The organism is Emticicia sp. (genome assembly GCF_049241225.1).
GTDB lineage: Bacteria > Bacteroidota > Bacteroidia > Cytophagales > Spirosomataceae > Emticicia.
Genome location: NZ_JBMLRC010000439.1, coordinates 1 through 13,734 on the forward strand (window position 1 = coordinate 1; position 13,734 = coordinate 13,734).

General features: G+C 37.6%; 13 protein-coding genes and 1 tRNA gene. 8 read left to right on the forward strand and 6 right to left on the reverse strand.

What is annotated here, in order from left to right:
- Together ACOVO2_RS22875 and ACOVO2_RS22880 are read right to left on the reverse strand one after the other, a co-directional pair.
- On the reverse strand, window positions 1-446 hold a 446-nt coding region (locus ACOVO2_RS22875; protein ID WP_421772197.1), incomplete at its 3' end, for a carboxypeptidase-like regulatory domain-containing protein.
- A 67-nt stretch (window positions 447-513) separates the two neighbouring features.
- Entirely contained in the window at window positions 514-1,701 is a 1,188-nt protein-coding gene (locus ACOVO2_RS22880) for a glucuronyl hydrolase (RefSeq protein WP_421772198.1), read from the reverse strand.
- Between the two features lie 336 nt (window positions 1,702-2,037).
- Here ACOVO2_RS22880 and ACOVO2_RS22885 point away from each other — a divergent pair, with 336 nt between their 5' ends.
- From ACOVO2_RS22885 to ACOVO2_RS22920, 8 genes are all read left to right on the forward strand, one after another.
- On the forward strand, window positions 2,038-3,054 hold the full coding sequence (locus ACOVO2_RS22885; protein ID WP_421772199.1) for a LacI family DNA-binding transcriptional regulator: 1,017 nt from the start codon (window positions 2,038-2,040) through the stop codon (window positions 3,052-3,054).
- A gap of 34 nt (window positions 3,055-3,088) precedes the next feature.
- Window positions 3,089-3,925: a biotin-dependent carboxyltransferase family protein gene (locus tag ACOVO2_RS22890; protein ID WP_421772200.1), complete on the forward strand. Its 837-nt coding sequence runs from the start codon at window positions 3,089-3,091 to the stop codon at window positions 3,923-3,925.
- Window positions 3,906-4,670 (forward strand): 5-oxoprolinase subunit PxpA, encoded by a 765-nt coding sequence (locus tag ACOVO2_RS22895; protein WP_421772201.1) that lies wholly within the window; start codon window positions 3,906-3,908, stop codon window positions 4,668-4,670. Before ACOVO2_RS22890 ends, ACOVO2_RS22895 begins: the two co-directional genes overlap by 20 nt.
- 3 nt (window positions 4,671-4,673) lie before the next feature.
- Window positions 4,674-5,447: a sterol desaturase family protein gene (locus ACOVO2_RS22900; RefSeq protein WP_421772202.1), complete on the forward strand. Its 774-nt coding sequence runs from the start codon at window positions 4,674-4,676 to the stop codon at window positions 5,445-5,447.
- 28 nt (window positions 5,448-5,475) lie between these two features.
- Window positions 5,476-6,792, forward strand: coding sequence for an MFS transporter (locus tag ACOVO2_RS22905; RefSeq protein ID WP_421772203.1), 1,317 nt, complete (start codon window positions 5,476-5,478; stop codon window positions 6,790-6,792).
- A 151-nt stretch (window positions 6,793-6,943) separates the two neighbouring features.
- Window positions 6,944-7,018, forward strand: a tRNA-Val gene (locus tag ACOVO2_RS22910).
- Between the two features lie 12 nt (window positions 7,019-7,030).
- The gene (locus ACOVO2_RS22915) at window positions 7,031-8,140 is read left to right on the forward strand and encodes a glycosyltransferase family 4 protein (RefSeq protein WP_421772204.1); all 1,110 of its coding nucleotides are present in this window, start codon (window positions 7,031-7,033) and stop codon (window positions 8,138-8,140) included.
- Between the two features lie 58 nt (window positions 8,141-8,198).
- Window positions 8,199-9,383, forward strand: a complete 1,185-nt coding sequence (locus ACOVO2_RS22920; protein WP_421772205.1) for a glycosyltransferase — start codon at window positions 8,199-8,201, stop codon at window positions 9,381-9,383.
- On the opposite strand, the gene ACOVO2_RS22925 is transcribed toward ACOVO2_RS22920, so the two are convergent.
- The 4 genes from ACOVO2_RS22925 to trxB all read right to left on the reverse strand — a co-directional run bounded on the left by ACOVO2_RS22925 (window position 9,380) and on the right by trxB (window position 13,579).
- The gene (locus ACOVO2_RS22925) at window positions 9,380-10,354 is read right to left on the reverse strand and encodes an NAD-dependent epimerase/dehydratase family protein (RefSeq protein WP_421772206.1); all 975 of its coding nucleotides are present in this window, start codon (window positions 10,352-10,354) and stop codon (window positions 9,380-9,382) included. The two genes, ACOVO2_RS22920 and ACOVO2_RS22925, sit on opposite strands and share 4 nt — an antisense overlap.
- Before the next feature lie 231 nt (window positions 10,355-10,585).
- Window positions 10,586-11,305 (reverse strand): bacillithiol biosynthesis deacetylase BshB1, encoded by a 720-nt coding sequence (gene bshB1 / locus ACOVO2_RS22930; protein ID WP_421772207.1) that lies wholly within the window; start codon window positions 11,303-11,305, stop codon window positions 10,586-10,588.
- A gap of 101 nt (window positions 11,306-11,406) precedes the next feature.
- Entirely contained in the window at window positions 11,407-12,531 is a 1,125-nt protein-coding gene (locus ACOVO2_RS22935; RefSeq protein ID WP_421772208.1) for a peptidoglycan DD-metalloendopeptidase family protein, read from the reverse strand.
- A 106-nt stretch (window positions 12,532-12,637) separates the two neighbouring features.
- Window positions 12,638-13,579, reverse strand: coding sequence for a thioredoxin-disulfide reductase (gene trxB, locus ACOVO2_RS22940; RefSeq protein ID WP_421772209.1), 942 nt, complete (start codon window positions 13,577-13,579; stop codon window positions 12,638-12,640).
- Between the last annotated feature and the right edge of the window lie 155 nt (window positions 13,580-13,734).

Below are 13,734 nucleotides of genomic sequence, written 5' to 3' on the forward strand. Positions count from 1 at the left end.
CGGTTTTCGATGGCTTTCGAATCAATCGTTGAAACTGCACCAGTCAAGTTTACTTTCTTTTGAGTACCATATCCAACCACAACCACTTCTTCGAGTGATTTTGCGTCGGAAACCATACTTACACTAATAATTGTCTGATTTCCAACTTCAATTTCTTTACTTTCGTAGCCTAAAAAGCTAAATACTAAAACCGAGTTTTTGTTAGGAACTTTAATGCTGTAGTCGCCTTTGCTATCAGTAGTTGCCCCACGAGAAGTACCTTTGATTGTTATACTCACTCCGGGAAGTGATTCTCCTTTTTCACCATCAATTACTTTTCCTGTAATCGTGATATCAGCGGCATTCGCATAGCTACTTATCAGGCAGAGTAGAGCTAAAACAGTGTAAATAAGTCTGCTTTTTGCGGTCTTATTTATCAACTGATTGAACAGTAGATTTTTTTTCATAAGAGATTTGAGTTTGAATAGATGTTGATAGGTACTCTTTGTAAGGTTGTGTGGATTTAGTTATATGTTAAAATAACTTTTTCTTTGTTCTCAAGGCTTCATATCTTAAAAGACCTTCTAAATAATAGTAGTCGGCATAAACAAGTGGTACGTCAATTTCCGTGTTAGCAGATTTATGACCAGTACTGTGCATTAATATGAAATGATTATTTTTCCCCAATTCTGCTTTAAATGCTGGTGTAGATAGTGTTTCAAGCATTTTGACAGCTGAATTATAATAAGTTTTAGCATCTTTACCACCATAAGTGCTTAATTCCAATAATGCCGAGGCACAAATGGCTCCCGCCGAAGCATCACGCTCTTCGCCCGGTTTACTAAAATCCCAATACGGAATCATATCGGCGGGGAGTGTAGGGTTTTTGAGATAGAAGTTGGCAATATTACGAGCAAAATCAAGATATTTTTTATCTTTTGTTTCACGATACATAACAGTATAGCCATAAAGCCCCCAAGCTTGCCCTCTTGACCAGGCCGACTCATCGGCTGCTCCTTGATGCGTTTTTTTTGCCAATACTTCTCCATTTTCACCATACAGCAATACGTGGTAGCTGCTAAAATCAGGGCGGTAATGATTTTTCATTGTATTATCGGCGTGAGTTACGCTTAAATCATATAGGCTTTTGTCGCCAGATTCTTTAGCTGCCCAAAACAAAAACTCAAGGTTCATCATATTATCAATGATGACTGGGTATTTATAGCCACCCTTAAAACTTTCCCATGATTTGATTAAACCAACTTTTGGATCAAATCGAGTTGCTAAGGACTTTGCTCCTGTAAGCATAATATCTTTATATACAGGATTTTTGGTGAGTCGATACCCATTGCCAAACGGACAATATAACATAAAACCTAAATCATGCGTGCGAGTGTTAAACTTCTCTTTCTCGACTGCCATCGTCCATTTGTCGGCGGCATCTTTCCATTTTGCTTCATTGTTATACTGATAAATGTACCACAAAGAGCCACCAAAAAATCCACTGCACCACCAATCAGATTTCATGTCACGTGGTTTTCCATCTGGCCATGTAGATTGCGGAAATTTCGTAAGGTCTGGGTGCGAGGCAAGCATTCCTTCGTATTGTTTGGCAGCGAATTCAAATTCTTTTTTTACATCAAGCTTTGGCTGACCGGATGAGGCGAAGGACAAAAGCAATAACAACGAGAAATAGTACTTTTTAAGATAGATTTTAATCATTTTCATGAAAGTTTGATATATTAGAAAAATACAATAAATAAATATTTTTTTATTTGCCACTAATAGTATAAATAATTATTTATTTAAGACTGAATTTAATAAATGTTTATAAATATATATTTGAATTATTAATTATCAAAGAAAAAATTGAATATTAATTGAATCTTATTTTATTAATCTATGCAAACGTGACCGCAAACGTAACCGCAAACGTTTGCACAAATTTTAATTTTTATGATAACTCTTTATAAATTTACATTAATTTCGCTTGTGAAGTAGTTTCGATAGTTTTGATTGTCTAAATTTATCATAATAAATATTGTAAAAGTTATATTTATGCACCGTAGAACCCCGGTTACTATTAAAGATATAGCACAAATCCTCAATATATCGGTATCAACGGTTTCGAGGGCATTGCGTGGTATGCCAGAAATCCATCCAGATACCAAAAACGCCATTCTTAAAATGGCGGAAGAAATGGACTATCAGCCCAATCAATTGGCCAAAAATTTAGTTGGGAACAGTACCAAGACAATCGGGGTGATTGTGCCATCATTGAGTTATTATTTCTTTGCTTCAATGCTCAATAGCATCGAAGAGGCAGCTATGCAAGCGGGGTATAGTGTTATGGTTTGCCAAACCAACGAATCTTATCTCAGAGAGTTGGCCCAGATTCAAAACATGCTCAACTCCCAAGTAGAGGGTTTTATTATTTCTTTGGCTCGTGATTCGCTCGATTATGAGCATATAAATAGGTTGATTAAAAAGCAAATTCCATTGGTTTTGTTTGATAGATATACTGATAAAATAGAAAGTTCAAAAGTAATAGTCGATAACAAACAAGCAGCTTTTAAGGCTACTGTACACATGATTGAAAAAGGGTGCCGGCGTTTGGCTTGCTTGGCAGGGCCTCCGCATCTCGAAATCAGCAACCAACGTTTAGATGGGTTTCGAGATGCTATCCTAACAAATGGACTACAATATGAAGAACAGTACGTAAGCCACAGTGATTTTACGCAGGAAAACACCATCATACAAGCCAATAATATGATGAGTCAAAGCAATCCACCCGACGGAATTTTGACGATGAGCGATAATATTGCCTTTTCTACTATGTATGCTCTCAAACAACGTGGCTTACGAATACCCGAAGATGTAGCCATGGTTAGTTTTAATAACGAACCTGCCTGCACATACCTTACGCCATCGCTGACGAGTATCAGTCAACCGATTCGAGAAATGGGAACTCAGGCTGTCAGATTATTACTCAAACAACTCGAAGCGGATATAATTGAACCCGAAACGGTTGTTCTTGATACTCAATTAGTCATCAGAGAGTCATCTTTAAGATAAAATCATTAATTTTAGGAAAAATAATGGCCCAAAAGTGAAATATTTAAAGCAAGGGATTCTTACGAGTTATCAAAATTTAGGAAAAAATGGACTTAGACATTTGGGTGTAAATCCAAGTGGAGCAATGGACAGATTTTCGGCAAGAATACTCAACATTGCTTTACAAAATGCCGAAGACCAACCAGTGCTAGAAATGCACTTTCCTGCCCCTGAAATATTATTTGAAGAAGACTGTACCATAATTATAGGTGGAGCTGATTTTTCGCCGACCATCAATAATAAACCAATAGAAAACTGGAAAACAATTTTGGTTAAAACAGGTAGTGTGCTTAGATTTAAGAAATTAATTGTTGGCAGCCGAGCATATTTGGCAGTAAAGGAGGGAATTTGTAATTTTTTGCCTTATGTAGGACAGGTTTGCAACCTGTCTCAAAAAAAAATAATCCGCTTCACCGAAGGCAACGAATTTGATTTACTGACCGAAAAAAGTAAACAAGCCTTTGAAAATCAAGCATTTACAATCTCTAACGCCTCAAATCGAATGGGGTATCGAATGAATGCAGAAATTTTGGAAGTAAACGCTAAAAAAGAATTGGTTAGCTCGGCGGTAGATTTCGGAACAATACAGCTTTTGCCAAGCGGACAAATAATAGTCTTAATGGCCGACCATCAAACCAGCGGAGGCTACCCACGATTGGGCAATATTGTGTCGGTTGATTTGCCGAAATTGGCTCAATGTAATGTAAATGATAGCATAATATTCAAAAAGATTTCGATTCAGGAAGCAGAAGACTTACTGATTCAGCAAGAACTTGAACTTCAAAAACTAAAAGCAAGCATCAGATTTTTCAATGATAAACAAAAAAATTGACCTCAACTGCGACATGGGCGAAGCATTCGGTGCTTGGCCGATGGGAAACGATAGTGTTTTAATGGAATTGATTTCGTCGGCTAATATTGCCTGTGGTTTTCATGCGGGCGATGCCACCATCATGCGGAAAACTGCTCAATTGGCTATCGAAAAAAATGTTGCCGTTGGAGCTCATCCTGCTTTTCCAGATTTACAAGGTTTTGGTCGCCGAAATATGCAGCTTTCACCACAAGAGGTCTATGATATTTGCGTGTATCAGATTGGGGCAATGTTTGGTACAGTAAGAGCATTAGGTGGTAAACTTCACCACGTAAAACCGCATGGGGCATTGTATAATATGGCCGCTAAAGATGCTGCATTAGCCAAAGCAATTGCCCAAGCAACAAAAGCTATTCATCCAGATTTGATTTTGTATGGTTTATCAGGTAGTCATTTAATTACAGAGGCCGAAAAAATCGGTTTACGCACCGCATCTGAAGTTTTTGCCGACCGCACCTATCAAAACGATGGAAGTCTGACTCCCCGTACACAAGCCAATGCCATGATTGAAAGCACACAAGAAGCTGTCAATCAAGTAATTATGATGATAGAAAAGCAAGCTGTTATATCTACTGAAGGCAAAGAAGTTGGGCTAAAAGCTGATACTGTCTGTATCCATGGAGATGGAATACATGCCGTTGAATTTGCGAGAGAATTGAGAAACACTCTGTTAGGTAGGAATATTTTTATCGAAACTATCAAATAGGCCATGTTATTTCCTGAAAATATATCTTATCTTTTTTCTGTAATCTTTACTGCAAGCCTCATTCGTTATGTCGTTATTGCAGGATTGGCTTTTTTGATATATTACATTGGTTTGAAAAACAAAGTTTCCTACAAGAAAATACAGTTAAAATTCCCTAAAGCCACTGATTATCAACGTGAGATACTCTATTCTTTACTTACATTTTTGATTTTTGGAATAGTCGGTATCATACTATATAATCCAATCGTAAGACCATATACCTTAACTTATTATAAGATTTCTGACTATGGTTGGCCATATTTTGTAGGCTCCTTTTTCTTAACATTATTCATTCACGATACTTATTTCTATTGGATGCACCGACTTATGCACCACCCCACATTATTTAAGTACTTTCATAAAGTTCATCACCAATCAACCAATCCCAGTCCTTGGACGTCATTTTCCTTTCAGCCACTCGAAGGCTTTGTTGAGGCTGGAATTTTTGTCGTTTTCGCTTTTGTGCTACCTTTGCACCCAATCATCATGCTTTCATTCCTTGTATTCATGACTGCCTACAATGTTTACGGACATTTAGGTTGGGAATGGCTTCCGAAAGATGGGCATAAACATTGGTTTTGGAAATGGCTCAACAGCTCATTGATGCACAATCAGCACCACCATTATTTCAAAAATAACTACGGCCTATATTTTAGTTTTTGGGATAGAGCGATGGGAACTTTAGATAAAAATTACGAAAAAGAATTTATAGCATTAAAAGAAAGACCTAAACCATAAGTTTGAAACACATTAACCCTAAACTGCTATGTTTGAAAAAAACCAAAAGAAAGTACTGAACGCTTGGACGATGTACGACTGGGCAAATTCGGTGCATAACCTCGTGATAACGACTGTTGTTTTTCCGATGTACTTTTTGGCAACCACTTCCGAAAAAGATGCCAACGGCAATGTAATCAATGATATTGTCGATTTCTTCGGGATTCAAATTCAAAACTCGGTTTTGTATTCGTATACAATTTCGGCTGCTACACTCTTGCTTGTTATTCTCAATCCAATTCTTACGCCATTGGCCGATTCAAGCGGAAGACGTAAGTTTTTCATGAAAATTTTCTGCTATCTCGGTGCGGCGAGTTGTGCTTATTTTTATTTTTTCACAAGAGGAAACGTAAATCCTGCTGTTATTGCCTTTGGGCTTTCAATTGTTGGCTGGGGTGGAAGCATCGTTTTTTACAACTCATTTCTACCTGTGATTGCCACCGAAGACCGTTTCGATAACCTAAGTGCCAAAGGGTTTACGATGGGCTACATTGGTAGCGTTATTTTGCTGATAGTCAATCTATTAATGATTATGCAGCCAACATTGTTTGGTTTAACCCAAGCCGATTCAGATTCAGGTTTTACAGCTCGTATTTCATTCCTAACTGTTGGACTCTGGTGGGCGTTGTTTGCTCAAATTCCTTTTTACTATTTACCGAAAGACGAACCAAAATCATTTAAAACTGGACGTTTAACGACAGGCATTCAAGAATTAGTGAAGGTGCTAAAAGAAGTAAGAAAAAATAAAAACATTACTAAATTTCTAATGGCGTTTTTATTCTATGATATGGGCGTCATGACGGTTATTTACGTAGCCACGATTTTTGCTGATAAAGAGCTTCACATCGAAAAACAAGGCCTTATCATTACACTTTTGCTAATTCAGTTGATTGCAATTCCAGGGTCATACTTAGCATCTTGGCTATCGAGCAAATTTGGCAATACAAAAGGTCTTTTGGTATTTATTTTCATTTGGTCATTTATGCCTTTGGCGGCTTATTTCACTACTACTCAAAACGAATTCTATGTAATTGCAGCAATTGTTGGCTTAGTTATGGGTGGTATTCAATCGCTTTCTCGCTCTACATTTGCCAAACTTATTCCAGACGAAACTACCGATACTGCCTCGTATTTTGGTTTTTATGATATTGTAGAAAAAGTCGCTATTACACTCGGAACGCTGATTTTTGGTTTCGTTGGCCAACTTACAGGCAATATGAGAAATTCGGTTCTTACAATTTTAATTTTTTTCATAATTGGATTTATTCTACTTATGAGAGTACCATCAAAAAAAGTTTATCACTAAAATCAAACTAAATGGTTGGTACGAATGCATAAAACTTATATCTTTGTGATACAAAAAATGAAGTATAGTTATAATAGTATCAGAATATTTAAAGTTCATACTTAACTTTAAATAATTTATTAAATAACATACTACTAACTTATTCAAAAACAGGATGTTAGCTCAGTTGGTTTAGAGTGTCGCCTCGACAAGGCGAAGGTCATCGGTTCGAGCCCGATACGTCCTACTTTTTTTCTTTATGAAAGTTCTTTTTGATCATCAATCATTTTCGGGGGCAAGATATGGCGGAGTAGCGAGATATTTCTATGACTTGATGTATAACCTAAAATACGAACAAGGAGTAGATGTTGAGTTAGCCCTGAAGTTTTCGAATAATGATTATCTAAAAAACGGTGATATAAAGCATGTAACTCCCTTTAGCTTTTTTTTAGGATATGCCAAAACCAATATGGTTTTTTCGCATATCAACCGTTTGAATAGTGCTTTTCAAATTGCTCGACAGAACTACGACGTTTTTCACCCGACTTATTTCAAAGATTATTTCTTGCCATTTCTCGGAAAAAAACCTTTCGTCATTACTCACCATGACCTAATTCCCGAAAAATTTTCTACACAATATGGTGGATTAGATGGTTTTGCTAGAGATCAAAAAAAGAAAATTTTGGATAAAGCTTCAAAAATCATTGCGGTTTCAGAAAATACTAAGCAGGATATTTTGGATATCTTCAATATTGCTCCAGAAAAAGTTGAGGTAATATATCATTCCACGCATTTTGCAACCTTTCAGCCAAATCCAAAAGTGAAGATTTCGACACCAAAAAGATATTTATTATATGTCGGAAATCGAGATAATTATAAAAACTTTGATGTTTATGTAGAGGCAATTGCCCCAATTCTGCAAAAACAAGACGATTTACATCTAATTTGTGCAGGAAATGGTAGCTTTTCATCTACTGAGCAACAATTGTTTTCAAGATTAAAGGTTGAAAAGCAAATCCTTCACCATGGAATTGATAGCGATGATGTGCTTTATCAGCTATATAAAAATGCCATCGCTTTTGTATATCCATCTTTATATGAAGGCTTCGGCATACCAGTTATTGAAGCTTTTGCTTGTGATTGTCCAGTTGTTTTAAGCGAACGTTCATGTTTTCCAGAAGTTGGGCAAAATGCAGCCTTATATTTTAATCCTGACGACAAGGAAAATATTGCTTTCCAAGTTGAAAAAGTATTAGATAATGCTGATCTCCGAACCGATTTAATTCAAAAAGGCAAAAAACGTTTACAAGACTTTTCGCCAACCATCACGGCTCAAAAAACACTTGATATTTATAAAAGTGTTATATAGAAAGTTATATCCTTCATCGTTAATAATAGGCCGTTCGATGGCCTAAATTCTTTTAAGTATGCGAATCATTATTTGTGATATATATGTTAGGTTAGTCGGACATAATTTGGGTCATATTCAAAACATTTTACGATTTTTAGAGAAAAACCCATCGAATGATGAATACATATTTCTGTTAAATCCGGAAGCACAAACAATACCATCTGTAAAAACCACAGCTCCGAATGTGAAGATAATTTTCTTTACCGAAGAAGAGTTTGCTCCTTTCAATTCGGGTATGAGTATCGTTAAATCTACTCAGATAATTTGGAAACACATAGCTCGTTATGCTGCTGATTATCAGGCGAATAAAGTAATAATGATGATGCTTGATATGTTTCAACATACCGTCGGAAGTAGCCGTTTTCCTTGTCAACTCAGCGGAATTATGTTTAATCCGTATACACGGGTAATTGCTCAAGACTCAACACTACGAGCCAAACAGAAATCGACGATAACAAAGGCAAGAAAGCTTTTTACAACCTGGTGGATGTGTCGAAATACGCAATTAAAAAAGGTTTATATATTTAATGATAGAGAGACTATCAAAAATATGAATGAAACACTCGGATCAAAGATTTTTACATATTTACCTGACCCTGTGTATGATTACCCAACTCGTGAAGGGTTGATTATCAGAGAGAAATACAAAATTGCAGCACATAAAAAGATTCTTTTAGCCTTTGGTTTTATTGATGCCAAAAAGAATGTCGTCAATTTATTGAGGGCACTACAACTACTGAGTGCCGAAGATGCAGCTAATATTTGTTTGTTGATCGTGGGAAAAATTCACGGTGAGCACCATGCTACATTAATGCAGGTATTTGAAGAAGCCAAGAGCGTTCGGCCAGAACTACAAATTGAGTTTGAAAGCCGCTTTGTTGATGATGATGAAATGGAAGCATACGTAGGGCAGAGTGATGTGGTTTCGGTGGCATACATTAATTTCTTTTCTTCAAGTGGTGTTATTGGCTTGGCCGCGAGGCACAATAAGCCAGTTTTGGCCACTAAATTTGGTGTCGTGGGCGACCTTACCCGTGAGTATGGTTTAGGAATAACCGTTGATGGCTTTGTTCCGGAAGAAATCAAAGAAGCAATGCTAACTTTCTTAAAAACGAAAAACGCTTACCCTGAAAGAGCAAGCGTTTTTGTGAAAAACCATAGCAGTGATAACTTTATAAGGACTCTTCTTGAATTTAATTAGGCTAATTCCACTTCCTTAGCTGCTTGTTCAGCAATCCAATGATATGTTTTTGTGATTCCTTCTCTCAATGAGTGAGATGGAGCCCAACCTAGTTTTTCTTGAATTAAAGTATTATCAGAGTTTCTGCCACGAACGCCCTCTGGGCCTGGGATATTCTTGATCGTGATATTTTTACCAGAAATTTCAGCAATTAGTTTAGCGAAATCGTTGATTGAAATCATTTCTTCCGAACCAATATTTACTGGGCCTGAGAAATCGGATTCCATCAAACGGCGAACGCCCTCAACACATTCTTCAACGTACAAAAACGAACGAGTTTGCTTTCCGTCTCCCCAGATTTCGATCGTTCCGCCTTCTTCTGCTTCGATTACTTTACGGCAGATGGCAGCGGGAGCTTTCTCGCGACCACCTTTCCAAGTGCCTTGAGGCCCGAAGATATTATGGAAACGAGCCACTTTTACAGTGATACCCAAGTTACGTTGGTAAGTTAAGTACAAACGCTCACTGAATAATTTCTCCCAACCATATTCGCTATCCGGAGCGGCAGGATACGCTGATTCTTCAGAACACTTAGGATTATCAGGGTCAAGTTGATTATATTCAGGATACATACAAGCTGATGAAGAATAGAAAATTTTCTTTACTCCGGCTTGCTGTGAGGCATGTAACATATTTAGGTTACAAAGTGCCGAATTGTGCATTACGGCCGCATCGTTTTCACCTGTAAAGATATATCCAGCACCACCCATATCAGCAGCCAGTTGATATACTTCATCAAAACCACCTTCAACCACTTGACGACAGATAACTGGGTCTGTTAAGTCTCCAATGACAAACTCATCAGCATTTCCATTGTTGTATTCGTTATATTTCAAATCAACCCCTCTGACCCAATATCCTTCGCTTTTTAAGCGGTTTACTAAATGGCCACCAATAAAACCACCTGCACCACAGACTAATGCTCTTTTCATATAAAATTATTATTGAATTGTATTATTTTAATTCTTAATAAAGTACAAATTTAATGAATCTAAATTGAATAAAACAATTTACATGAAAAGTATTTATTGTTAGGTCTATTGTTTTGATAAATTATGCCATTTAGTGTGAGTATTAATATAATTTTACGAAACCAATGATTTTTATCTTGAAGTAAAAAACGTGAGAGTTGTAATAATCTTATAATTGAATTCTCAGAATTATTATATCAAACTAAAAAAATCATTGATGCCAATCATCTTGGTTTTTGTGTAGCCTTCACCAAACTTTGCACCAATCATGTGCCCCATTTCTTGAGAGCGAGCTTTTAAGAACTCTAAGAATTCTGGGCTTGTCAAATAAGATTCTGGTTCGGTGCTATTTGGGTCATAAAATTGACTTTTATATGCTCTGATTGAAGATTCTTTTAAATCCCAAAAGTTTGAAATATCAACAACTAAATCGGGCTTTATAAATCTATCTTGAATGTAATGATATAGAGCTTTCGGACGCCAAGCTTGCTGTGGAGTACCATCAAAATCGAAAGTCTGAATCATTCTTAAGCCTGAATAAAAACAAGCATCGACTGCCAAAGCGGCACCTTTTCCGTGGTCGGGGTGGCGGTCTTCGACAGCATTTGCCAAAACTATATCTGGTTGATAACGACGAATAGCAGCGATTAATTTTAGTTGATGTTCTTCATCATTTTTGAAGAATCCATCTCTAAAACCAAGGTTTTCTCTGGCTGAAATATTTAGAATTTTTGATGCCGCTGCTGCCTCCGAGGCTCTGATTTCTGGAGTTCCACGAGTGCCAAGTTCGCCTCTGGTAAAATCAATGATACCTACTTTTTTGCCTTGTGCTACGGCTGAAGCAATTGTACCTCCGCACGACATCTCGGCATCGTCAGGGTGAGCAGCCATTACAACTAAATCTAATTTCATTTGCTACGTGATATTGTTGAACTGTATGTATTATGGTATAAAAAAAAAGCGACGGAAAAAGTTTCACGTCGCTGATTTTTAAGGAATTTTATCTGAAAATCTTACTTTACTCGTAGGCGATAACCCGCACGTAAACGAGAAGAAGAGCGTATTTTATTTAACTTACAAAGTTCGGCAACTGAGGTGTTGAATTTATTGGCAATTTCACTAAGATTTTCACCCGAGCGAACTCTGTACCACATTTTACGATTGATAGCTACTGGTTCGTCGTATTCAAAATCACCTTTGCTTGCTCCACCTCTGAGATAATCATATACACGCGATGTCATCAAGAAATCTTGGGCAACGATGTTGATTTGGCTTGGGCTGAAATTGAAGATATTTCTTGGGTCAAATGGATTCCCTTCGTAGCGAGTCTCAAAATGAAGGTGTGGGCCAGAACTACGTCCGGTGCTACCACCTTTACCGATTTCATCTCCGGCCTTTACGATAGTGTTTGGTTCAAAATTTATTTTTGAAAGGTGACCATATAATGTCTCTAAACCATTATAGTGGCGTATCACCACGCAGCGACCATAAGCTCCACGTGTACTGGCTACTCTAACGATACCATCGAAAGCAGCATAAACAGGCTCACCAGTATCTAAGTCGAGATCTTGGCCAGTGTGCCAGCGTTTCCATCTCCAGCCAAATGGCGAGTTGGTTACGCCTTTACTTAATGGCCCAGCCCAATAACGTCCTTGTGAAATATCATATAACTGAATTGGTACCACATCATCAAACTCCTTGGCATCAATTCCGTAAGGGTCAACCGAATCGGTATCCCAAACTGAGAAATAACTGGCGATTTTTACCATTTCGTCACTTCCTACAAACTGAGCCTCGTCTTCGATCTCTACAATCTGAACTTCACCTTCGTCAATGCTTGATGTATCTTCATGCACTGCGGTATTGAGTTCTTTTATAGGTTCAATCTTCACGGCTGGACCCGATTCTACAACTTTGGGAGTTTCAAATTCGTTTACGAATCGGAGTTTAGGTTCTTCTTCAAAGCTAAACTCATCATCTTCTTTTTTGTCTTTATTGAAGTTTTTATCTTTAGCGTTTGACTCTTTTTGTTTGGAAGGAATATTTGGCTTGTTCAACTTCACACCTCGCTCTCGCTGAGCAAAAGTTGTTGAAGAAAAAGCCAACGCTATGATAATCGGTAATATAGCCTTTTTCATGTGTTTAGTTGTTTTGGTTATAAGGCAGCACTAAACTTGTTACTAAAAGTATGCCAAAAATAATCAAATGTATACAATTAATAACAAGTTTAAGTATAATCTATGATTAATGCAAGCCTTGAGCAGCTAAATATCTCTCAGCGTCAAGGGCAGCCATACAGCCACTTCCTGCTGCCGTAACCGCCTGACGGTAGATTTTATCTTGTGCATCACCACACGCAAACACACCTTCGATATTGGTTCGGCTGCTACCTTTTTCAGTTTCAATATAGCCTGCTTCATCCAGCGTCAAATAATCTGCGAAAATTTGAGTGTTTGGTTGATGACCAATCGCAACGAAGAACCCAGTTACATCAATCGTACTTTCTTCGTTAGTTTTAGTATTTTTCAATCTTGCTCCCGTTACGCCATCTTCTCCTAAAATTTCAAGCGTTTCGGTATTGAATAAGATTTCGATGTTTGGTGTGTTTTTTACACGGTTTTGCATGATTTGCGATGCACGGAATTCATCACGACGCACCAGCATGTATACTTTATTACAAAGTTTTGACAAATAATGAGCCTCTTCGCAAGCAGTATCACCCGCACCTACGATTGCTACATCTTGTTTACGGAAAAAGAATCCATCACACACCGCACAAGCCGAAACTCCGTAGCCATTGAGGCGTTGTTCTGATTCTAAACCAAGCCATTTGGCCGAAGCTCCAGTGGCGATGATAACAGTTTTTGCTGTAATTTCAATATTATCATCAATCGTTACTTTATGAGCACCGGGTGTTGAAAAATCAACTTTAGTTGCCATTCCGTAGCGATTATCCAGTCCAAATCTTTCTGCTTGCTTTCTGAAATCTTCCATCATTTCAGGGCCTTGAATACCATCAGGATAGCCCGGGAAGTTTTCTACATCTGTCGTAATTGTTAATTGTCCGCCAGGTTGTCCACCTTGATACATCAATGGTTTTAGACCTGCACGTGCTGCATAAATTGCTGCTGTATAACCCGCTGGGCCCGAACCCAAAATTAAAACATCTACTTGTTCTTGTGCCATATGCCCCCATCCCCTAAAGGGGAGTTTTATTATTTAAAATTTCTTGTTTATGTATGAGTAACATCAATTCTTGATTGCAAAGTTCGGCAAAAAAGCCTTAAACGGCAAGTTTACAAAATACTCATTTCGATTCTGCGGTTGATTTGGCGATTTTC